Consider the following 20,969-nt stretch of genomic DNA (forward strand, 5'->3'; position numbering starts at 1 on the left):
AGAGCCATGTCTAAAGTTTTTGATTTTGTAAAACCTGGCGTTATCTCTGGCGATGATGTTCAGAAAGTATTTGAAGTTGCTAAAGAGAACAAGTTCGCGTTGCCAGCGGTTAACGTGGTAAACACTGACTCTATCAACGCAGTGATGGAAGCTGCGGCGAAAGTAAAAGCACCAGTGGTTATCCAATTCTCTAACGGTGGCGCAGGCTTCTTCCCAGGCAAAGGCCTGAAGCTAGACGGTCAAGAAGCGCAAATTAAAGGCGCTGTTGCCGGTGCGAAATACGTTCACGCGATGGCTGAAGTGTATGGTGTGCCTGTGATTATGCATACCGACCACGCAGCGAAAAAACTGCTGCCGTGGATCGACGGTCTGCTTGATGCCGGTGAAGCTTTCTTTAAAGAACACGGCAAGCCACTGTTCTCTTCTCACATGATTGACCTTTCTGAAGAGTCACTGGAAGAGAACATGGAAATCTGTGCCGAATACCTAGCGCGCATGGACAAAATGGGCATGACGCTGGAAATCGAACTGGGTATTACCGGTGGTGAAGAAGACGGCGTAGATAACAGCGATGTTGATACCGCTGACCTTTACACCAAGCCAGAAGAAGTGGCGTACGCATACGAAAAACTGTCTGCTGTAAGCCCTCGCTTCACCATTGCTGCTTCATTCGGTAACGTTCACGGTGTTTATAAGCCAGGTAACGTGGTACTTAAGCCAGAAATCCTACGTGAATCACAAGCTTACTGCTCAGAGAAATTTGGTCTACCGACCAATGGCCTAAACTTCGTCTTCCATGGCGGTTCGGGCTCTTCAGAAGCGCAGATTCAAGAGTCTATTGGCTATGGCGTGATCAAAATGAACATCGATACCGATACCCAATGGGCAACATGGGATGGTATCCGTCAGTATTATCAAGACAACGAAGGTTATCTGCAAAGCCAAATCGGTAACCCGAAAGGTGATGACCAGCCAAACAAAAAATTCTACGATCCACGCGTATGGTTGCGTAAAGGTCAAGAATCAATGGTTGCACGTCTTGAGCAAGCCTTTAAAGATCTTAACGCGGTTGACGTACTGTAAGTTACAGTACTGATAGCACAGAAGACATGAGCCCGCCATATTTGGCGGGCTTTTTTTATATATGGTGATGCCGCGTTCACTGAACGAAAACGCGAAGATAGACAGCAGAGGGTACAAGCCTGTTACTATTAGGTTATGATTTATTCCAATCATAGAAGGAAAAGGGAATGAGTAAAGAGAACACGGTAGTAGAAGGGGCGAAGTGGGCACAAACATGGCTCACCAACAACCAAGACTTATTGATTCAATATGGGGTCAATATTGTCTCAGCATTATTGATTTTAGTGATCGGTAACATGGTGGTAAAAGGGCTCGCCAATTCCATGGCGGGAGTGATGCGCAAGCGTAATATGGACAATGCGGTGGTTGATTTCATCCATGGCTTGGTTCGATACTTGCTTTTTATCATCGTGCTGATTGCGGCACTCAGCCGTGTTGGCGTACAAACCGCTTCTGTGATTGCGATTCTTGGTGCTGCTGGTTTAGCCGTCGGTTTAGCCTTACAAGGATCGTTAGCTAACTTTGCCGCTGGCGTCTTGATTGTGATGTTTCGCCCTTTTAAATCAGGGGATTATGTCGAGCTGGCAGGTGTTGCAGGCTCTGTCGAGTCGATACAAATTTTCTCTACCGTGCTGACCACCCCTGACAACAAAATGGTGGTGGTGCCGAATGGTTCAGTGATCAGCAGCCCTATCACTAACTATTCTAAGCATGCGACACGTCGTATTGATTTAACCATTGGTGTGGCGTACAGCGCGGATTTGAAGAAAACCCAAGCGGTGTTAACCGATATTGTGACGCAGCATCCGCTTATTCTAAACGATCCTGAGCCTAATGTGGCGGTGATGACATTGGCCGACTCATCCGTGAACTTCGTCGTTCGACCTTGGGTGAAAACAGAAGATTACTGGAGTGTGTATTTTGAGCTCCTGCCGACCATCAAAGAAGCGCTGGATGCAAACGGTATTGAAATTCCTTTCCCGCAAATGAGTGTCCATTTCGAACGCGGTGAGAGCCAAGCGTAAGCAGTCTATTGATTTGAGCAGTCTATTGGTTTTCACTGGTATGGGTGCGGTAAGTGTGCCGCATCCATTCCCATGGCTTAACTGGCGAGCAAGCGTGCATAAAGACCGAGCGCCAGTTTACCGGCAACAAAGATCATCATACTGGCCATTAACAGGTCGAGTAATCGACGTATCGATGGCGTCGACAGCCAAGGCGATAAGCGGGCAGCCCCTGCGGATAAGCCATAAAACCATAAACATGACCCCATCAGCGCGCCGATCGTAAAGGCAATTCGCTCATCGAATGCAAACTGGCCGCCAATCGCCCCTAACACCACCACGGTATCAAGGTAAACATGCGGGTTGAGCAAGGTCACCGCAAGCGCACCAATGATCACTGCTCGGCGCCCACGGCTCATGCTCGGTACCGTTGAGTCGTCTTCCTGATGTTGCTGACGCGCACTTTGTATAAACTGCCACGCATACACACTGAGAAACGCGATGCCAGCGATAGTTATCGTATTCAGCAATAAAGGATAGCTCGCTAATAAAGCGCCTCCACCGAAGATACCTGTCGAGATCAAGACAATATCGCAGACAAAGCAAATGGATGCAGTGATCATATGGTGTTCACGGCTGATCCCTTGGTTAATCACATAGGCGTTTTGCGCGCCAATGGGGATAATCATGGTGAGACTTAATCCTAAGCCTTGAAGTGCGACTAAAAAACTGCTCACGGTTTATTCCTTTTATCTCGTGTCATTCCCCTCACTTTAAGCAGAGCGATCCGGAAAGGGAATCGAATTTTCTTCATCATGTAACGGATACGGGAGCAAGAAGAGAAATTGCCGATCACACACAGGTTTGTGCCGAGTAATAAATGGCGTTGATCGGGTTTTAACATAAACTTGACCTAAGCGAGGGAGTTTTTCGCTGATAAAAGAGTCTGACCTGTAACCTCATGATAATTTGAATCCATAAAAGGAGAGATGATGCGTAAGTTTAAAGCAATAATATGGTTCACCGGCGCGTTGGTTATGTCCCCGGCGGTGATGGCCAACATCGATTTTCCTCATTTAGAGATCACAGGTGTTGGGGAAATCACAGCAGCGCCTGATATGGCCAATATTGATGTTGGCGTGGTCACTGAGCGAAAAACCGCCAAAGCAGCAAAAAGTGCATCAGATAAAGCGGTTGCGGCTTTTATCGAACGATTGGCAAAACAAGGCGTGAAACGTGATCAGATAGAGAGCGCCCATATCCAGCTATCTCCACGTTATCAACATACCAAAGACAAAGCGCCTGAACTGATAGGTTATCGTGCCGAGCGCCAAGTGACGGTAACGTTAAACCAGCTAGACAAGTTGAATGCGGTATTAGATGGTGCGCTGGGCGAGGGGATCAATCGTATTCGACAGGTACAGCTAACCAGTAGCGAACAGTCGGCGCTCAAAGACAAAGCTCGCGAGGCTGCCGTTAACGACGCCAAAGTAAAAGCGACAGCACTGGCTGAGAGCCTAAATATGCATTTGGATGGCGTGTGGCAAGTCCGTTACCGCTCAAGTCATCCGCGCCCGGTGATGATGAACGCACAAATGCGGAGTGACAGTGCGGAAGTGGCAGCGACCTATCAGGATGCGACTATGCAGATACGCGATCAAGTCGATATTATTTTTCGTTTAGAAGACTAAGCATGTAATACGTAATGCGCACGGCATTACCGCTATACCCATAAAAAAGGGCGCCCTCTAAGGCGCCCTGTATTTTATCGCTTTAGGATGGATTACGTGGTTGGATTAATCGGCTTTCCATCTGCATCTGTTGCTTGGCTGTCCTGAGTACCATTACGACGCGCTAAGCGCTGCTCCCAGTAGTCAGCATTTTTGATCCCTAGTTTGACGGGATCAAAGGTGTAAGTATCAACCCCTTGGGCTTGCTGCTCTTCATAGTCTTTCAACGCCTTCATCGCCGGTTTGGACATGAAGAAGATGATGATGATACCGACAATGTTGAGCCAAGCCATTAAGCCAACGCCAGCGTCACCAAATGCCCAAGCGAGGTTAGCACTACGAACACAACCATAGAATACCGCGGACATCAGCACCAGTTTCAGTACAAACATCATACCAGGTACTTTAAACGTGCGACGTAGGTAAGCAATGTTGGTTTCCGCAATGTAGTAGTAGGCGAGAATGGTAGTAAAGGCGAAGAAGAAAAGTGCAAACGCGATAAAGGGTTTGCCCAGTCCAGGCATCGCCGCTTCAATGGCAAGCTGAGTAAACTCAGGGCTATTGGCTGCCACCGATGAGGCTAAGTTTTGCACGATAAAGGCGTCACCGGCACCGTGCACATTGTAAGCACCGGTAATGATGATCATAAATGCGGTGGCTGAACAGACCAGCAGCGTATCCACATACACGGAGAACGACTGAACCAAACCTTGCTGAGCTGGGTGCTCAACGTTCGCAGCAGCGGCGGCATGAGGGCCTGTTCCCTGACCGGCTTCGTTAGAGTAAACCCCACGTTTCACCCCCCAACCGATTGCTGCGCCGGCACCGGCCATTGGTGTGAAGGCATCGCCAACAATCATGGCAAACACGGTAGGTACTTCGCTGATGTTGAGCAAAATGATGACGAAGGCGATAATAATGTACGCCAGCGCCATAAATGGCACGACGATCTGGGTAAAGTGGGCGATACGCTTCACACCACCAAAAATAATGAAACCCAGCACGACAGAAATAAAGGCGCCGGTGATGATTTTAGACACCTCGAGTGCGCCAAACATGGCGGTATCAACCATAGCACCTGAGCCAAAGGCGGTTTCAACGGCATTACCAATGGCATTCGACTGTACGCCCGGCAGCATGACGCCACAAGCGAGGAGTGTCGCGAGTGCAAAAAGAATGGCATACCATTTTTGCCCCATCGCTTTTTCAATATAATACGCTGGCCCACCGCGGAACTCGCCGTTGTCTTCTTCTTTATAAATCTGCGCGAGGGTTGACTCGGTGAATGCCGTTGCCGCCCCAAAGAAGGCAACAACCCACATCCAAAAAACAGCGCCTGGACCGCCAAAACCGATCGCTGCTGCCACACCGGCAATATTACCGGTACCGACACGACCAGAAAGGGAAACGGCGAGCGCTTGGAATGAAGAGATCCCTTTTTCCGAACTTTTCCCAGAAAAGAGCAGTCGCCACATCTCGGAGAAATGACGGACTTGCACAAAACGTGTCAATATGGAGTAGAACAGTCCTGCACCTAGACAGGTATAGATCAACACTGGGCTCCATATGATGCTATTTAAGAAATCGACAAACGATTGCATAGTGAGTTCCCTCTACTGTGTTTGCATCATGTTTTATTGTAATCGCCGCTAGCATCTTAAACTGATTTGCAACTCAATTGTTAAAATTTTGTATCATTGTGTTTTGTGATGTGTGAAATTGATCGTTTAGTGTGCAGTGAAATGGACGTGACAGGCGAAAAAAAGGAGACCGAGTAGGGCCTCCTTGAGTAAATCCTTATATTTCAGCCAGTCAGTGTGACGGATGGATGTCTAAATCTATTTGCGTTTTTTGGGCTTTTTAGCTGTGGTTGTTTTTTTATCGCTTTGCTTCTTTTTTTTCTTTTTGTGCTCTGCTTTTTTATGTTTTGGCTTCAAACCATCAATGGTTCGCTCTTTGATATCTTCATCCATATAACGGGTGATCCGATCCATCATGGGCTGATCGTGGGCCTCAACCAGCGAAATAGCAGATCCTTTCTTACCCGCGCGTGCTGTGCGACCAATACGGTGTAAATACACATCGGCAGTCCGCGGAAGATCGTAGTTAATCACGTGGGTGATATCAGGCACATCAATGCCGCGAGCGGCCACATCGGTCGCGAGGAGAATACGCACTTTTCCCTCACTAAAACGGCTGATGGCATTATTGCGTTTGGCTTGTTGCATTTCACCTTGAATCCAGGCGCATTCGAGTTGTTGTGACTGCATATACTCGCGAAGTTCCGCCAAGCGTTCACGTGTTTTTATGAAGACAATCGCGCGCGCCGCTTGATCGTTCACAATGGCTTTGAGTAGCGCGCGTTTATGATTGAGGTCGTCACAACGGTAATACCACTGGGTGATTTTTTTGCGTTCACGGCGAGGAGGGGTGACATCAATTAGCTCTGGCTCGTCCAAAAGACCGTCAGTGAATCCGCTAACGCCGCGACCTTCAAGCGTTGCTGAAAATAGCATGGTCTGACGACGACGTTGGCACTCATCAGATAGGCGATTGACCGTATTGGCAAAGCCCATATCCAACATGCGATCTGCTTCATCGAGAATAAGGCACTCAACGGCGCGACAATCGAAACGCTCTGCCTCGATGTACTCCATTAAGCGACCTGGGGTCGCGACGACAATATCCTGGGTTTTTCCCAATTGCTCGGCGTGCTCTTGATACGAAATCCCGCCCGTAATGGTGAACACCTTTAGACTTGTGTTTTTGGCTAATGCACGCGCTTCATCAGCGACTTGTATTGCCAGTTCACGCGTGGGGGTCAGAATAAGCACGCGGCCTGGTCCTGGCTTTTGCCGTGGGAAATCTAACAAGTGCTGCAGCATTGGCAGCAAAAAAGCCGTGGTTTTTCCCGTTCCGGTTGGTGCCGACGCGAGGATGTCGCGCCCATCCATACCATGGGGGATGACCTCCGATTGGATAAGCGTTGGGCGCTGATAGCCCATATCGTCGAGTGCACTGAGCAGTTCAGGATCCAGCTCTAGTTCGGCAAAGCTTCGCACAGGGTAATTCTCCAAGGATAGTTAAGCGCGGCATTATAGACGCAAATGGTGTAAATAGGCAGCGCGTCATCACCAATACGGGTTGTCCTACACTGCGATGTTTTGCTTACGGCAATTTGAGATAAAACGCGCGCGTCAAGGCGGCAAACGTTTGGGTGTAGTTGCCATGTTGATCACGCACGGTGATCGTATCAGATCTTAGCGTTCCCGTCGTGGGACTTAAAGTGAACAATAATCGTGATGGCGGTTTATTCGAGCTTGGCTTCACGCGGACATAGCGGCGTAAGTAGAGACCACATTCAGCGGCCTGTTCGATCAACGCCTCGGCTTCTTTGAGGGGTAAAATCAGATCAGCACATCCTGTTGGCGTTAAAAGACGAGCCAAGCAGTGAACTAAATCTTCATGGCTAAGCGTTTGCGTGTGTCTGGCGATCGCACGTTGCTTGTTTTTTGATGAAATACCACTGGTAAAATACGGCGGATTACACACAATGTGAGGCCATAGATGCGGGCTGCGATAGGTGTTGATATCGGTCTGTTGTACCTGAATTTGATCCACAAACCGTGACCTTGCCACATTGTCGTATGCACAGTGAAACGCTGACACGTCATAGTCGACGGCTGTCATTGCCAGGTTAGGAAAACGTTGTGCCAACATAAGGGCTAATAATCCGGTGCCAGTCCCTATATCTAAACTGTGTTGTGCCTGATTCGGTTCGGCCCACGCCCCTAACAGCACCCCGTCGGTACTGACTTTCATGCCACAGTTACTGTGTTCAATCGTGAACTGTTTAAATCGAAATTGACTCACAAGATGCTCAGTGTCTCTCTAGTTTGGTCAGCAAGCCGATAGCATTTTTTGCTCTAATGTGATCAGAATGTTGCAAGATATCGTTATTGAAAAATGCCAGAGATAATTATTTAGCCAGTTTATTGAGCTGATTGTTATTGCTAAAGCAGAAGATCACAAGGTTTTTTGCCAATGCCTTTACTGTGACAGGGAACTTGTTCATTATTCTGCATTCCGCCTATCGTCTGAAACAAAATATTATAAATCAGCGTTTCAGATGGGCGAAAGATTATTCATTTGCAAACACCCTCTAAAGCTGTAGGTATTCATCGTGACTAAACGTTTAAAATTAGTAGATATTTTAGCGTTAGGTTTTATGACCTTTGCCTTTTTCTTAGGCGCGGGAAATATAATCTTTCCACCACAAGCTGGCATGTTAGCTGGCGACCATTACATCGCCGCCATGATCGGATTTTTGATCACTGCCGTCGGTCTTCCGCTGATTGGTATTATCGCCGTTGCCATCGCAGGAGGGGGCTGGAAAGGGCTCACTCGTGATTTGCCAACCGGTGTCGCGACCCTGATGGCCGTGTTGATTTTTATAATCATTGGCCCGGCTTTTGCGGCTCCTCGTGCCGGATTGGTCGCTTACGAGATTGGTTTTAAGCCTTTTTTGTCATCGCCTGGACAGCTTGAGCTGGGTGCGTTTTCTGTTGTCTTTTTCGCCACCGCGATGTTTTTCTCTCTTTCGCAAGGAAAACTGATCGACACGATCGGTAAATTCTTGACGCCTTTATTATTTGCGGCATTAGCGATCTTGGCGATCGCGGTGATTGTTAATCCACAAGGTGAGGTGGCCGCCGCGCAAGGAAGTTACGTTGAGAATGCGCTGACGACCGGTTTTCTTGAAGGGTATAACACCATGGATACCTTCGCCGCCTTGATGTTTGGTATGTTGATTGTCGATGTTATCCGCAAAAAAGGTATTGAAGACAACAAAGCGACCTGCATGTATCTGATTTACGCCGGCATTATTGCTGCCGCAGGCTTAGCGTTTGTCTATGTTTCCTTGTTTTATTTAGGTTCAACCGCGAGTGTGGTGGCACAGGGGACACAAAACGGTGGCGAAATCATGGCCGCCTATGTGGATGCGCTGTTTGGTCCGGTTGGACAAATGATCCTTGCCGCCATCATCGGTTTGGCGTGTTTGACCACGGTAATTGGCTTGGTCAGCGCATGTGCAGACTATTTTAGCTCACTGACTTCATGGACATACCGCCGCTGGGTGGTAGTGATAGCAACCGTCTGTGCCGTGGTTGCCAATGTTGGCCTAAAGCAGTTAATCGCCATTTCCGTTCCGGTGTTGTTCGCTTTATACCCCGTCGCGATTGCCCTGATTGGCTTGACCTTTATTCGTCGCTGGTTGCCGAATCCAGCACTGGGTTATCGTTTAGTGATGGGCGTTGCCTTGGTATTTAGCTTACTCGATGCGGTAAAAGTAATGGGAGTCGATATGAGCACCTTCAACTTCTTGCCATTGTTTGATGTCGGTATGGCGTGGTTACTGCCGACGCTAGTCGCCATGGTGGTGGCCAAGTTTGTTGGCGCCCGAGACTCGGCCTTAGCCGAAGCGTAATCGCCTTGCATTAAGATAAAAACCGCGCCAAGTAGCGCGGTTTTTTTATTATGGTAGTGGTAACTCTATCACCGCCTAGGCGATTCAAGCGCTCACGCTTAGCAAGTGTTCAGCGTAGGATTGATTGCGCGCAGTGCGCGCTACAGCATTGCCTGATATTCTACCAGCACTTGCTCGCACCAGGTTTGAATGCGCGCATCACTGAGATCGTATTCGCTGTCTTCATCGAGGGCTAAGCCGACAAACTGTTTGCCATCCTCCGTCACCGCCTTGGATGCATCAAAGCGGTAGCCTGCGGTTGGCCAGTAGCCAATAAACTGCGCGCCACAACCTTGTAACTGCTGATGAAGCATGCCCATGGCATCGAGATACCATTCCGCGTAGCCTTCCTGATCCCCTAAACCGAACAGGGCGATGACTTTATCGTTTAGCTGCAAGCTATCTATATCTTGCCAAACGGCTTCCCAGTCTTCTTGGAGCTCACCGAAATCCCAGGTGGAAATACCTAGCAGTAGTAAGTCATAGTCTGCCATCTTGGCGAGCGGCGTTTCTTTTACATTGTGGAGCTCGACCAGATCGTCACCGATAAAATCACGGATTTTTTCCGCGGCCATTTCGGTGTAGCAGGTGGTAGAGCCATAAAAAAGACCGATTTTCATAGCGCGACTCTGTTGTTTATCATGCGGGCAGTTTACCTGTTGAACGGCAATTTGATCCAGCAAGGGCTAGCGACATTTTGTATAATGTTGGTCGTCCCTACCCCGGCAAACCACGTATTTTCCGATTTATAACCAAGCAGGCTGAACGTGAATAAAAACATTGAATTAATCGAACAGTTCCTGGACGCCATGTGGATGGAACGCGGGTTATCCGAGAATACCTTAAATTCCTATCGTGCCGACTTACTCAAGCTTTGTCACTGGCTCGACCGTCGTGCATTGGTGGCAGTGAGTAAGCAAGATTTACAAGATTATCAGTATTGGTTACACGAACAAGGCTACCAGTCCAGCTCTCGCAGCCGAATGGTTTCGGCATTACGTCGGCTTTTTCAATATGTATACCGTCAGAAGTTGCGTCCCGACGATCCGAGTGCGACGCTGATAAGTCCCAAACAACCTAAACGATTGCCAAAAGATCTAACTGAAGCGCAGATCGACGATTTATTAGAGGCACCGAACACGCGCGATCCGTTAGAGTTGCGAGATAAAGCGATGCTAGAGCTACTCTATGCCACCGGGCTACGTGTAACCGAATTAATTGAACTCACCACTGAAACCGTGAGCCTCCGCCAAGGTGTCGTGCGTGTCTCAGGGAAAGGCGATAAAGAGCGGTTAGTACCGATGGGTGAATCGGCGGTGGATTGGCTCGAACAGTATTTAGCTTACAGTCGTCCCGTCTTATTGGGCCAAACCAGCACCGATGTGTTTTTTCCGAGCAAACGCGCGCGGCAAATGACACGACAAACTTTTTGGCATCGAATTAAATATTATGCTCAACTGGCCGGTATTGAGACCGATGATTTATCTCCACACGTCCTTCGACATGCTTTCGCGACCCACCTGCTTAATCATGGTGCGGATTTGCGGGTGGTACAGATGTTGTTGGGGCACAGTGATCTTTCAACGACGCAAATTTATACCCATGTGGCGACGGAGCGTTTGAAACAGCTTCATCAAGCGCATCATCCTCGAGGTTAATCCGCAAATTGGTAATCACTTCATGATAGAAATAAAAAGACGGACGCCGTCAGTCACGCCAGCATTCAGCGATGCCATTCCTCCGCTCTTACAGCGTTTATATGCGCACCGTGGGCTACAAACAGATAGCGAGCTAAATCGCAGCGCAGCGGGGCTCTATCAATATCAAGCGCTCAAAGGGATCGATGCCGCCGTACACTTGCTTGCCGAGGCTTTGGCGGCACATCGGTCTATTTTAATCGTTGGAGATTTTGATGCTGATGGCGCGACTTCATCGGCGCTATCAGTGAAAGCACTGCGTATGATGGGCGCGACACGCGTAGATTATTTGGTGCCCAATCGCTTTGATGATGGTTATGGCTTGAGCCCAGAGGTGGTTGATCAAGCCGCTGAGCGAGGCGCAGAGCTGATTATGACCGTCGATAACGGCGTATCTTCATTAGCAGGTGTTGCCCATGCCAAAGCCCTCGGTATGCACGTATTGGTAACCGATCATCATTTGCCCGGCGAGCAACTGCCGAATGCGGATGCGATGGTTAACCCGAATTTAGATGACTGCCACTTTCCCTCTAAAGCGTTAGCAGGGGTCGGGGTCGCGTTTTATTTAATGCTTGCCTTACGTGCGCACTTGCGTGACCAAGGTTGGTTTACGCAACAAGGTTTGGCTATCCCTAATCTGGCTGAGCTACTCGATTTAGTCGCACTCGGCACGGTGGCGGATGTGGTGGCGCTTGATAGCAACAACCGCATTCTTGTTCATCAAGGGTTACAGCGGATCCGAGCAGGTCGTTGTCGGCCAGGGATTCAAGCCTTGATCGAGGTCGCCAATCGCAATATGGCAACACTGGTCGCCAGTGATTTTGGTTTTGCGCTAGGGCCCAGAATCAATGCGGCAGGRCGGTTAGATGACATGGCCTTCGGGGTAGAGCTATTACTGTGCGACAACATCCATGCGGCCAGACGGATGGCGTCCGAGCTGGATGCGTTAAATCAAACGCGTAAAGATATCGAACAAGGTATGAAGCAAGAAGCCGTGGCTTGGTGCGAGCGCTTGATTGCCGAACACTCTGAGCAAGATTTACCGGTGGGACTGGCCTTATTTCAGCGCGATTGGCACCAGGGTGTCATTGGCATTCTCGCGTCGCGCTTAAAAGATCAATTTCATCGTCCGGTGATCGCCTTTGCCGACGGTGGCGAGGGGCTGATCAAAGGATCGGCACGCTCGATTCCCGGCTTACACATGCGTGATACGCTAGATAGGATAGATACGCTCAATCCCGGGTTAATTAAAAAGTTTGGCGGCCATGCGATGGCCGCGGGACTGACTATCGACGAAGCACAGTTTGATACGTTCGCCAAGCAGTTTGATGCGCAGGTGCGCGAGCAGGTCAGTGAGGATGATCTAAAAGGGGTACTATTTAGCGACGGTGCGCTGCAAAGCCATGAGCTGGGGATAGAGACTGCCGAGATCATTCAATCTGGCGGACCTTGGGGACAAGGGTTTCCAGAGCCGCAGTTCGATGGCAACTTTCATGTATTACAGCAAAAGCTGGTGGGAGGAAAACACTTAAAATTGATGGTTGAGCCTGAAGGTGGTGGCACCATGATAGATGCGATCGCATTTAACGTGGATGTGCGTCGCTGGCCGGATCCCAGTGTTAAAACGCTTCACCTCGTTTATCGACTGGATATCAATGAGTTTCGTGGTAATCGCAGTGCTCAGCTGATTGTTTCTTACCTTGAACCGGCTTAATTGTGCGGCTTTTTCCATCACGCCCTGTTTATTAGCGCGACAATTCGCTAAAATTCGGCGGTTAAATTTCCGCAAATAATGAAGATGCTTGACCATGTTTGAGATTAATCCAATCAAAAATCGCCTCGCGGATATCGCTGAACGCACCGATGTCCTTCGGGGGTATCTTTGACTACGATGCTAAAAAAGAGCGTCTAGAAGAAGTTAATGCCGAATTAGAACAACCCGACGTATGGAATGAACCACAACGTGCCCAAGCGCTGGGTAAAGAGCGTGCTTCACTGGAGGCAGTGGTTGAAACCATCGATCACTTGACCCAAGGGGGCGAAGAGGTCAACGAGCTGTTGATGCTGGCGGTCGAAGAAGACGATCAAGAAACCTTTGATGAAGTTGAGCCTGAGTTGGCTGACCTTGAAGCAAAGCTCACTAAGCTTGAATTCCGTCGTATGTTCTCTGGCGAGCATGATGCATCCGATAGCTATATTGACTTGCAAGCAGGGTCTGGCGGCACAGAAGCGCAAGATTGGACCAACATGATGCTCCGCATGTACCTCCGTTGGGCGGATGCGAAAGGCTTTAAAACCGAAGTTATCGAAGTATCTGAAGGCGATGTCGCTGGGCTTAAATCGGCGACTGTGCGTATATCGGGCGAATACGCCTACGGATGGTTACGTACGGAGACAGGCGTACATCGCTTAGTGCGTAAGTCGCCGTTTGATTCTGGCGGGCGCCGTCATACCTCATTTGCGTCTGCGTTTGTGTACCCTGAAATTGATGACGACATTGATATCGAGATCAATCCTTCTGATTTACGCATTGATGTTTACCGCGCATCGGGGGCCGGTGGTCAGCACGTTAACACCACAGAATCAGCGGTCCGTATTACCCATGTGCCGACCAATACCGTGGTGCAGTGTCAGAACGATCGCTCGCAACACAAAAACAAAGATCAAGCGATGAAACAGCTAAGAGCCAAGCTGTTTGAACTTGAGCTACAAAAGCAAAATGCGGAAAAACAAGCCAACGAAGATGCAAAGTCGGATATTGGTTGGGGCAGTCAAATTCGCTCCTATGTCTTGGATGATTCGCGCATCAAAGACTTGCGTACCGGTGTTGAAAACCGTAATACCCAGGCCGTTCTTGATGGCGATTTAGATAAATTTATTGAAGCCAGCCTCAAATCTGGCCTGTAATCACGATTTAATGTAAAGGGTTTTTTATGACTGACCAGTTACCAGACGAAAATAAGCTGATTGCCGAGCGTCGCGCCAAACTGAATCACATTCGTGAAAACTGTAAGGCAAACGGCCATCCTAACGACTTTCGTCGTGAGCATCTTGCCGCCGACCTGCAGGCTGAATTTGGCGATAAAGACAAAGCCGAGCTTGAAACACTTGATCACAAAGTTACGATCGCAGGCCGTATTATGGCCAAGCGCGGGCCATTTATGGTGGTACAAGATGTCTCGGGCCGTGTGCAAGCCTATGCCTCGAAAGACGTACAAAAAGCGCTGAAAGCCGAGTATCAAGGCTTAGATATTGGTGACATTATTGGCGTGCATGGTGCGTTGCATAAGTCGGGCAAAGGCGATCTGTATGTCAACATGGAGCGTTACCAGCTACTGACCAAAGCATTGCGTCCGTTGCCAGAAAAATTCCATGGCTTGGCTGATCAAGAGCTGCGTTATCGTCAACGTTATGTCGACTTGATTGTCAACGAAGAGTCACGTCACGCATTCCAAGTGCGTTCAAGTGTGGTGACTGCCATTCGTAACTACATGGTAGAAAAACACTTTATGGAAGTGGAAACACCGATGATGCACGTTATCCCAGGTGGGGCAACAGCACGTCCATTTACCACTCATCATAATGCGTTAGATATCGACATGTATCTACGTGTCGCGCCTGAGCTATACCTCAAGCGTCTCGTTGTCGGTGGTTTCGAGCGTGTGTTTGAAGTGAACCGGAATTTCCGTAACGAAGGTTTATCGCCACGCCATAACCCAGAATTCACCATGATGGAATTCTATATGGCGTACGCGGACTATAACGATCTGATGGATCTCACCGAAGATATGTTATCGCGTGTGGCGCTGGAAGTGATGGGGCAATCTGTAATGCCTTATGGCGAACATGAGATTAATTTTGCTGGGCCTTACCCACGCATTACCATGCTTGATGCCATTAAGCAGTACAACCCTGATCATGCTGAGATTCAAGCGCTGAACGATGAGAATGTGCAAGAGCGAGATCATCTAGCCGCCATTGCCAAATCACTGAATATCAGTGTCGAATCGTTTTGGACGGCTGGCCAGTTACTTGAAGAAATCTTCGGTGAAACGGCGGAGCCACAATTAATTCAGCCGACCTTCATTACCGAATACCCAGCGGATATCTCACCATTGGCTCGTCGCAATGATGACAACCCATTCGTGACTGACCGTTTTGAATTCTTCGTGGGTGGGCGTGAAGTGGCCAATGGCTTCTCGGAGTTGAATGATGCCGAAGATCAAGATGCGCGCTTCAAAGCCCAAGTTGATGCCAAAGATGCAGGTGATGATGAGGCCATGTATTACGATGCCGATTACATTAATGCGCTTGAACATGGCTTGCCGCCAACGGCAGGGCAGGGGATTGGCATTGATCGTCTGGTGATGCTCTTTACCAATACACATACCATTCGCGATGTGATTTTGTTCCCAGCGATGCGCCCTCAACAAGGTAGCTAAAACTGGAAAGACCACCATGGAAGCGGCTCATAGAGCCGCTTTTTTTGTGCCTTATACCCGATATTTAGGCCAAAAACTCAACATTTTATCGGGTTTATTCGTATATTTGACTAAAATAATGCTTATGGTGTTCAGCTGATGTCTCTTTATTGAGACAGATTTAAAATCGACCATCTTTATAATAAGGCTTTGTTTGGCAAGTAGTATGACAGACTGGATGTAAGGCAGGTGTTATGGGATTTGATGCAGGGAGTGGCAAAACCTTAAGCTCACTCGTGGTGGTCGGTGGCGCTTATGAGCCTTGGCTGGCAACCCTTGAGCAAGCTGGCTGGCATTGTCATCGCTGCTATGATTTGCGTGCTGCGCAGTCATTGTTACAAGATATCGGCCCTTGTATTGGTATTGTCGATCTCAGCCGTAACGATTTTAGCCTCAATGGTGTCGCTTCGCTAGTTAACCGTAACAAGCAGGTGCGTTGGCTAGCCTTGGTGAGAGAAAATCAGCTTACTAATGAAGCGATCTGCCAGTTTATTGTCAGTTTCTGTATTGACTACTTCACTTCGCCTGTTCCTAATTCGCAACTGATGAGTACCATTGGTCACCAACTCGGTATGCTGCGTCTTGAGCGCCATGTCTGGCCACAACTCGGTGACCACAGTGATATGGGACTAGAGGGAACGAGCCCGGCGATGAAAAAGTTGCGTGATCAAGTACGTCGTGTCGCGCCAACTGATGTGTCTGTGTTAATCGCCGGCGAGAGCGGTACTGGTAAAGAGCTAGTGGCACAAGCGATTCATCATGCCTCTACTCGTGCGAAAGCGCCGTTTGAGTCGGTGAAATGCTCGGCGTTAGCCGATGCGTCGATGCAGCATGCGTTGCTGGGCGATGAAAAGATACCAGGGAAAATCCGCCAGTGTCATAAAAGCACCTTGTTTTTTGATGAAATTGGCGACTTACCCCTGCACTTACAAGGGCACTTACTGCATTTGCTGCAAGAAGGCACCTTGGATATCACCCATGACCAATATAATCGTGATCTCGATGTGCGCGTGATTGCCTCCACCCATATGGATTTAGAAAAGCGTGTCGCCGAAGGATTATTTCGCGAAGACTTGTATTATCGATTGAATGTGCTGCGCATTAATATGCCAGCGCTCAAAGATCGCCAGTCCGATGTGCCTGAGTTAGCAGAGTATTTTTTGCTTAAGTTTGCACGCCAATATAATACGCAAGCACAAACCTTTTCTGATGAAGCCAAGCGCATACTGAGCAGTTACTCGTGGCCGGGCAATGTGCGCGAGCTTATCAACCAGGTGAAGCGTGCGGTATTGCTGGCCGATCATCTGGTGATTGATGCGGAGCACTTAGATTTGCCTCATCAGGGAGATTATAAACAAAGCTTACGTAAAATCCGTGAAGAGTCGGAACGCGATGCGTTAATTGCTGTGCTAGAGGAAAATAAGGGACAAGTATCGGCCGCGGCTAAAGAGCTCGGTGTTTCACGTGCGACCATGTATCGGCTTTTAAATAAACACAATTTGATCCCCGCGCCACGCACGTTTCGTCAATAAACCTTTTGACGTATTTCTATGAAGGTTGATGTACTCAGCCTTGTTTTGAGTGGGGAGCTGGGATCGGATACAAATAGTCATACAGCCAGTTATAAACAAACGCATAAATCAGATAAAAAATGACGAGCCCAATATCCATGCTCAGAGCTTGCCAAAAGCTCATCGACAGCCACCACATGATAAAGGGGATAGTGGCGACCAGAAGCCCAGCCTCAAAAAGCACAGCATGCAACAGACGCAAGGGGAGGGTTTTGATCACCGAGCCCCGCCGCGCTAACATCGCTTTATCAAAGCCAATGTTGTAGACATAATTCCAGAAGGTGGCGAGAACTGAAAAAATCGCCCCCATCACGCCAAGGTGACCGATCCCAGCCCCAAGTATCCAATTGAGCCCCAAGACCACCAAGATCAAGCCCGTTAGTTCAAAACCGATAGCATGGCGCCATCTATCTGCTTTTGTTCGCATCAGATTTCCGGTTGCGGTTGGATAATACGGCCAGATTACATGGAATGGACGGCAACCCCAAGGGGTTGCCGTTTGCGATCTAAGGGCAGGGGTTAGGGTAGCGGTTAGCGATCTCATCAATACCGGCAAGCACATCATCACTCAGTGTCAGATCCAAGCTGTCGAGATTGCTCTCTAGCTGTTTGAGTGTGGTGGCGCCAATAATGTTAGAGGCGACAAAGGGACGCGTATTCACAAACGCCAGCGCCATTTGCGCCGGATCAAGACCATGACGCTGAGCCAGATCGACGTATTCTTGTGTGGCCTTTTGCCCTGATTCAGTAAAATAACGGGCGAAGCGTTGATGCAGTGTACAGCGTGCGCCTTTTGGACGTGCACCTTGCAAATATTTACCGCTCAGTGCGCCAAAGGCAAGCGGTGAGTAAGCCAATAACTCCACCCCTTCTTGGTGGCTGATCTCAGAGAGCCCCACCTCAAACGTCCGGTTAAGCAGGTTATACGGATTCTGAATAGAGACAATACGTGTGAGGCTGTGCTTCTCTGCCAGATGCAAATAGCGCATCACGCCCCAAGGGGTTTCATTAGAAACGCCGATATAACGGATTTTTCCCGCTTGTACTAGCTCGTTCAGTGCATCCAAGGTATCCAAAATCGTCACCCCAGAATGCTCGTCTTGATAAGGATAATTGAGCTTACCAAAACAGTTATTATGCCGTTGCGGCCAATGGACTTGATACAAATCGATATAGTCGGTTTTCAGTCGCGTCAGACTATCTTCAACGGCTTGATGCACATGACGTCGGTTGAGCGACATGTTGTCACGGATGTAAGGAACATTGCGCGGCCCAGCCACTTTAGTGGCGAGGATCACACGATCGCGCTTTCCCGACTTTTCCAGCCAGTTACCGATATATTGCTCGGTTAAACCTTGTGTAGGTTGGCTTGGGGGGACGGGGTACATCTCTGCGGTGTCGATAAAATTAACACCGCGCTCAAAAGCAAGATCGAGCTGAGCATGCGCGTCGGCTTCACTATTTTGCTCACCAAATGTCATTGTGCCAAGACACACTTTACTCACGTCTAGCGAGGAATGGGGCAAACGGTGGTATTGCATCCTGTCTCCTTGTCTGCAATCGACCTATGGCAGTCCATAGTAGAGAATTTTGCCTTTAATCGAAAGCGATTTAACCGCACCGCTCGGCTTGACAGGTGTGCAAACTTTAACCATTACTTGTATGGGTGACGCCATGAATTGCCGGGCGATGGGGTGTATTGGGTCAGGTAGCAACAGGCGCCAAAGAAAGCGACAAGAGGAAAGTCAAATGAACTATGCACAACTCAAGGCGTGGATGCGCGCGGATCCCCAGTCATGTCCGCAATGCTACATCATGGCTCATGCGGGAGGCGCCAAGTATTCGGTAGAAGTCGAAATCAAGAAGCAGCTCGAGCCGTTACGTTCCGCTCAAACCGGCGAAGTGATGCAGTTTGATCATGTGGGACAAGTGGGGGATAAGCTCAAGGCGCTTGGCATTGAACAGGGCGTGTTACGCTTAATGGATCCCTATGATGAGTTCGCGACCGGTGGGGAGCCTGGGTGTCGCGAAGACATGCCGATTCGATTTTAAGGCGCTATTATTGCGGATCGAGGAAGTAACGGCTCAGGATCTGGTGGGTAAATTGTGTCCGTAAATAAAACCCACGTGGTAGCGTTCGGATTGGCTCGCCATGAGATCCAAAGGCGTCGGTGAGTACGCTGCCATTAGCAGCCTTGGGCCGCAATTGTAGGTATTGGCCTTGACGTGCCGTGATTTCAGTCACGCGTCCCAATGCCACCCAATCCATTAATTCTTCCCAGTCGGCGCGTAAGCATGCGTCTTCTTCTGAGCTAGGAGACCACAGCAGGGGGGTCCCTATCCGTCGCTTCGCCACGGGAATATCACGCTCGCCTTCCACGGGGACCCATAACACGCGTGATAGTTTTTGTCTTACATGGCTGGTTTCCCAACGTACCCCCGCAATCCCAGTGAGTGGCGCGACACAGACAAAGGTTGTTTCTAGAGGCTTACCGTTTTGGTTGACGGGAATGGTTTTTAGCTCAATCCCTAAATGCGCGAAGTCTTGTTCAGGCTTACTCCCCGCATTGGCACCTAAACAGGTCTCGAGTAACATACCGATCCAGCCTTTTTCCCGAGAGAGTGTTTCCGGACAGCTTATCCTTAGTGACTGGCTCACTTCACCCAGCGTCAGACCTGCAAGCTCTAGTGCTCGGTCCATCAGTATCTGTTCAGACTCAGGAGGATGTATCACAGTGGCTCGATCCTGTTTATGGGCATAACGGTCGTACATTATCGAGGACTGTCATCAGTGCTGCAACTGGATCCTTGGGGAGAGAATGTCATGACTGTCCTTTAGTTATCCACATGGCCATCATTTTATGCGCGTAAAATGAGGCGCATGATCATATATACAGTAATAAAAATCAGATTAAAATGGACAAAAGAGCTGAACTGTCGATTTTTTGAGCTGTTGATGTGGATAATGCACTAGCTGGTGGATCTTTGAGCGATCTGTGCGTATTTAATGATCGTCAGATCTTGCCAAGGATCCCATCTTAGCAGTTTACGTTTAAATTTTTGAATTTAATGATTTATTTTATTTTTATGACAATATTTATTTCCGTTAGATGATCGATGCCTGATGCTTTAATGCACTTTTTCTAGGCTTCTTCACAAATCTATCCACAGAAAGCGTGAATAAATGTGCGCAAACTCTCATTGCTATGTTTATAACTTCCTGTTAGAGGGTGAGTTATCCTCAGATGGCGACGAGAGCGCAAAAAAGAAGGTCAATCCACAATGTTTGTTTACCCTCAGCCGCTTTTTGTGAAAAAATCAGGTTCAGTAGAGATTTATCATTGAGGTTGTCCAGTGATTGATGGCGATGGCTATCGTCCCAATGTGGGGATAGTAATTTGTAACGGCCACGGTCAAGTACTCTGGGCTCGTCGATATGGTCAGCATTCATGGCAGTTTCCACAAGGTGGTATTGATGAAGGAGAAAGTCCTGAGCAAGCCATGTATCGTGAATTGTATGAAGAAGTTGGACTGACCAAAAAAGATGTGCGCATCTTGGGGACTAGTCGACATTGGTTACGTTATAAATTACCGAAACGCTTGGTGCGGTGGGATTCTAAACCCGTATGTATTGGGCAAAAGCAAAAATGGTTTTTGCTTAAGCTTGAGTGTGATGAGTCACACGTGAACGTTTTGCGTGGCGGGACACCTGAATTTGATGGCTGGCGTTGGGTCAGTTATTGGTACCCTGTGCGTCAAGTCGTGGCATTTAAGCGTGAAGTCTATCGGCGTGCAATGAAAGAGTTTGCGCCGCTTGCGATGCCTTTTAAAGAACGCAAACCTCGACGTAAAAATAAGCGAGGGTAAAGGAGAAAC

General features: G+C 48.7%; 19 protein-coding genes. 11 read left to right on the top strand and 8 right to left on the bottom strand.

Features of this window, described 5'->3' with window-relative positions; all coding sequences use genetic code 11:
- Window positions 1–6 precede the first annotated feature (6 nt).
- Both fbaA and mscS read left to right on the top strand, forming a co-directional pair.
- A complete protein-coding gene (fbaA, locus tag BZG77_RS07700) occupies window positions 7–1,083 on the top strand; it encodes a class II fructose-bisphosphate aldolase (protein WP_021024526.1) in 1,077 nt (358 codons plus the stop codon).
- A gap of 167 nt (window positions 1,084–1,250) precedes the next feature.
- Window positions 1,251–2,108, top strand: a complete 858-nt coding sequence (mscS, locus tag BZG77_RS07705; RefSeq protein ID WP_077646806.1) for a small-conductance mechanosensitive channel MscS — start codon at window positions 1,251–1,253, stop codon at window positions 2,106–2,108.
- A 77-nt stretch (window positions 2,109–2,185) separates the two neighbouring features.
- Here the strand turns inward: mscS and BZG77_RS07710 are convergent, their stop codons facing one another.
- On the bottom strand, window positions 2,186–2,776 hold the full coding sequence (locus BZG77_RS07710; RefSeq protein WP_077646836.1) for a LysE/ArgO family amino acid transporter: 591 nt from the start codon (window positions 2,774–2,776) through the stop codon (window positions 2,186–2,188).
- Window positions 2,777–3,079: 303 nt separating this feature from the next.
- On the opposite strand from BZG77_RS07710, the gene BZG77_RS07715 reads away from it, so the two are divergent.
- Entirely contained in the window at window positions 3,080–3,778 is a 699-nt protein-coding gene (locus BZG77_RS07715) for an oxidative stress defense protein (protein WP_077646807.1), read from the top strand.
- A 92-nt stretch (window positions 3,779–3,870) separates the two neighbouring features.
- On the opposite strand, the gene BZG77_RS07720 is transcribed toward BZG77_RS07715, so the two are convergent.
- The 3 genes from BZG77_RS07720 to BZG77_RS07730 all read right to left on the bottom strand — a co-directional run bounded on the left by BZG77_RS07720 (window position 3,871) and on the right by BZG77_RS07730 (window position 7,690).
- A complete protein-coding gene (locus BZG77_RS07720; protein ID WP_077646808.1) occupies window positions 3,871–5,418 on the bottom strand; it encodes an alanine/glycine:cation symporter family protein in 1,548 nt (515 codons plus the stop codon).
- A gap of 237 nt (window positions 5,419–5,655) precedes the next feature.
- Window positions 5,656–6,879, bottom strand: a complete 1,224-nt coding sequence (gene srmB / locus BZG77_RS07725) for an ATP-dependent RNA helicase SrmB (protein ID WP_077646809.1) — start codon at window positions 6,877–6,879, stop codon at window positions 5,656–5,658.
- A gap of 106 nt (window positions 6,880–6,985) precedes the next feature.
- Complete coding sequence (locus tag BZG77_RS07730) at window positions 6,986–7,690, bottom strand: tRNA1(Val) (adenine(37)-N6)-methyltransferase (protein WP_241844126.1); 705 nt, start codon at window positions 7,688–7,690, stop codon at window positions 6,986–6,988.
- Window positions 7,691–8,000: 310 nt separating this feature from the next.
- Here BZG77_RS07730 and brnQ point away from each other — a divergent pair, with 310 nt between their 5' ends.
- Complete coding sequence (brnQ, locus tag BZG77_RS07735; protein WP_077646810.1) at window positions 8,001–9,305, top strand: branched-chain amino acid transport system II carrier protein; 1,305 nt, start codon at window positions 8,001–8,003, stop codon at window positions 9,303–9,305.
- A gap of 140 nt (window positions 9,306–9,445) precedes the next feature.
- Here the strand turns inward: brnQ and fldB are convergent, their stop codons facing one another.
- Entirely contained in the window at window positions 9,446–9,964 is a 519-nt protein-coding gene (gene fldB / locus BZG77_RS07740; protein WP_077646811.1) for a flavodoxin FldB, read from the bottom strand.
- Window positions 9,965–10,111: 147 nt separating this feature from the next.
- On the opposite strand from fldB, the gene xerD reads away from it, so the two are divergent.
- The 5 genes from xerD to BZG77_RS07765 all read left to right on the top strand — a co-directional run bounded on the left by xerD (window position 10,112) and on the right by BZG77_RS07765 (window position 17,054).
- Window positions 10,112–11,002 carry a site-specific tyrosine recombinase XerD gene (gene xerD, locus BZG77_RS07745; protein WP_077646812.1) on the top strand — a complete coding sequence of 297 codons (891 nt, stop codon included), beginning with the start codon at window positions 10,112–10,114 and terminating at the stop codon, window positions 11,000–11,002.
- Window positions 11,003–11,024: 22 nt separating this feature from the next.
- Window positions 11,025–12,755 carry a single-stranded-DNA-specific exonuclease RecJ gene (gene recJ / locus BZG77_RS07750; RefSeq protein ID WP_077646813.1) on the top strand — a complete coding sequence of 577 codons (1,731 nt, stop codon included), beginning with the start codon at window positions 11,025–11,027 and terminating at the stop codon, window positions 12,753–12,755.
- 94 nt (window positions 12,756–12,849) lie between these two features.
- Window positions 12,850–13,948 (top strand): peptide chain release factor 2 gene (gene prfB, locus BZG77_RS07755; RefSeq protein ID WP_108742909.1). Its coding sequence is split into 2 segments (ribosomal slippage): window positions 12,850–12,924 and window positions 12,926–13,948, totalling 1,098 coding nucleotides; the frame shifts between segments, so codons are not numbered across the junction.
- Window positions 13,949–13,974: 26 nt separating this feature from the next.
- Window positions 13,975–15,483 carry a lysine--tRNA ligase gene (lysS, locus tag BZG77_RS07760; RefSeq protein WP_077646814.1) on the top strand — a complete coding sequence of 503 codons (1,509 nt, stop codon included), beginning with the start codon at window positions 13,975–13,977 and terminating at the stop codon, window positions 15,481–15,483.
- Window positions 15,484–15,716: 233 nt separating this feature from the next.
- Complete coding sequence (locus BZG77_RS07765) at window positions 15,717–17,054, top strand: sigma-54-dependent transcriptional regulator (RefSeq protein WP_077646815.1); 1,338 nt, start codon at window positions 15,717–15,719, stop codon at window positions 17,052–17,054.
- 34 nt (window positions 17,055–17,088) lie between these two features.
- On the opposite strand, the gene BZG77_RS07770 is transcribed toward BZG77_RS07765, so the two are convergent.
- Window positions 17,089–17,520: a PACE efflux transporter gene (locus BZG77_RS07770; RefSeq protein WP_077646816.1), complete on the bottom strand. Its 432-nt coding sequence runs from the start codon at window positions 17,518–17,520 to the stop codon at window positions 17,089–17,091.
- Between the two features lie 79 nt (window positions 17,521–17,599).
- The gene (locus BZG77_RS07775) at window positions 17,600–18,634 is read right to left on the bottom strand and encodes an NADP(H)-dependent aldo-keto reductase (RefSeq protein WP_077646817.1); all 1,035 of its coding nucleotides are present in this window, start codon (window positions 18,632–18,634) and stop codon (window positions 17,600–17,602) included.
- A 208-nt stretch (window positions 18,635–18,842) separates the two neighbouring features.
- On the opposite strand from BZG77_RS07775, the gene BZG77_RS07780 reads away from it, so the two are divergent.
- Window positions 18,843–19,145, top strand: coding sequence for a hypothetical protein (locus BZG77_RS07780; RefSeq protein ID WP_077646818.1), 303 nt, complete (start codon window positions 18,843–18,845; stop codon window positions 19,143–19,145).
- A 7-nt stretch (window positions 19,146–19,152) separates the two neighbouring features.
- Here the strand turns inward: BZG77_RS07780 and mutH are convergent, their stop codons facing one another.
- Window positions 19,153–19,866 carry a DNA mismatch repair endonuclease MutH gene (mutH, locus tag BZG77_RS07785; RefSeq protein WP_198532401.1) on the bottom strand — a complete coding sequence of 238 codons (714 nt, stop codon included), beginning with the start codon at window positions 19,864–19,866 and terminating at the stop codon, window positions 19,153–19,155.
- Window positions 19,867–20,447: 581 nt separating this feature from the next.
- Between mutH and rppH the strand changes: the two genes are divergently transcribed.
- The gene (rppH, locus tag BZG77_RS07790) at window positions 20,448–20,960 is read left to right on the top strand and encodes an RNA pyrophosphohydrolase (protein WP_021023314.1); all 513 of its coding nucleotides are present in this window, start codon (window positions 20,448–20,450) and stop codon (window positions 20,958–20,960) included.
- Window positions 20,961–20,969: the final 9 nt, after the last annotated feature.

Origin of the sequence: Salinivibrio sp. IB643 (assembly GCF_001996105.1) — a bacterium.
GTDB classification, from domain to species: Bacteria; Pseudomonadota; Gammaproteobacteria; order Enterobacterales; family Vibrionaceae; genus Salinivibrio; species Salinivibrio costicola.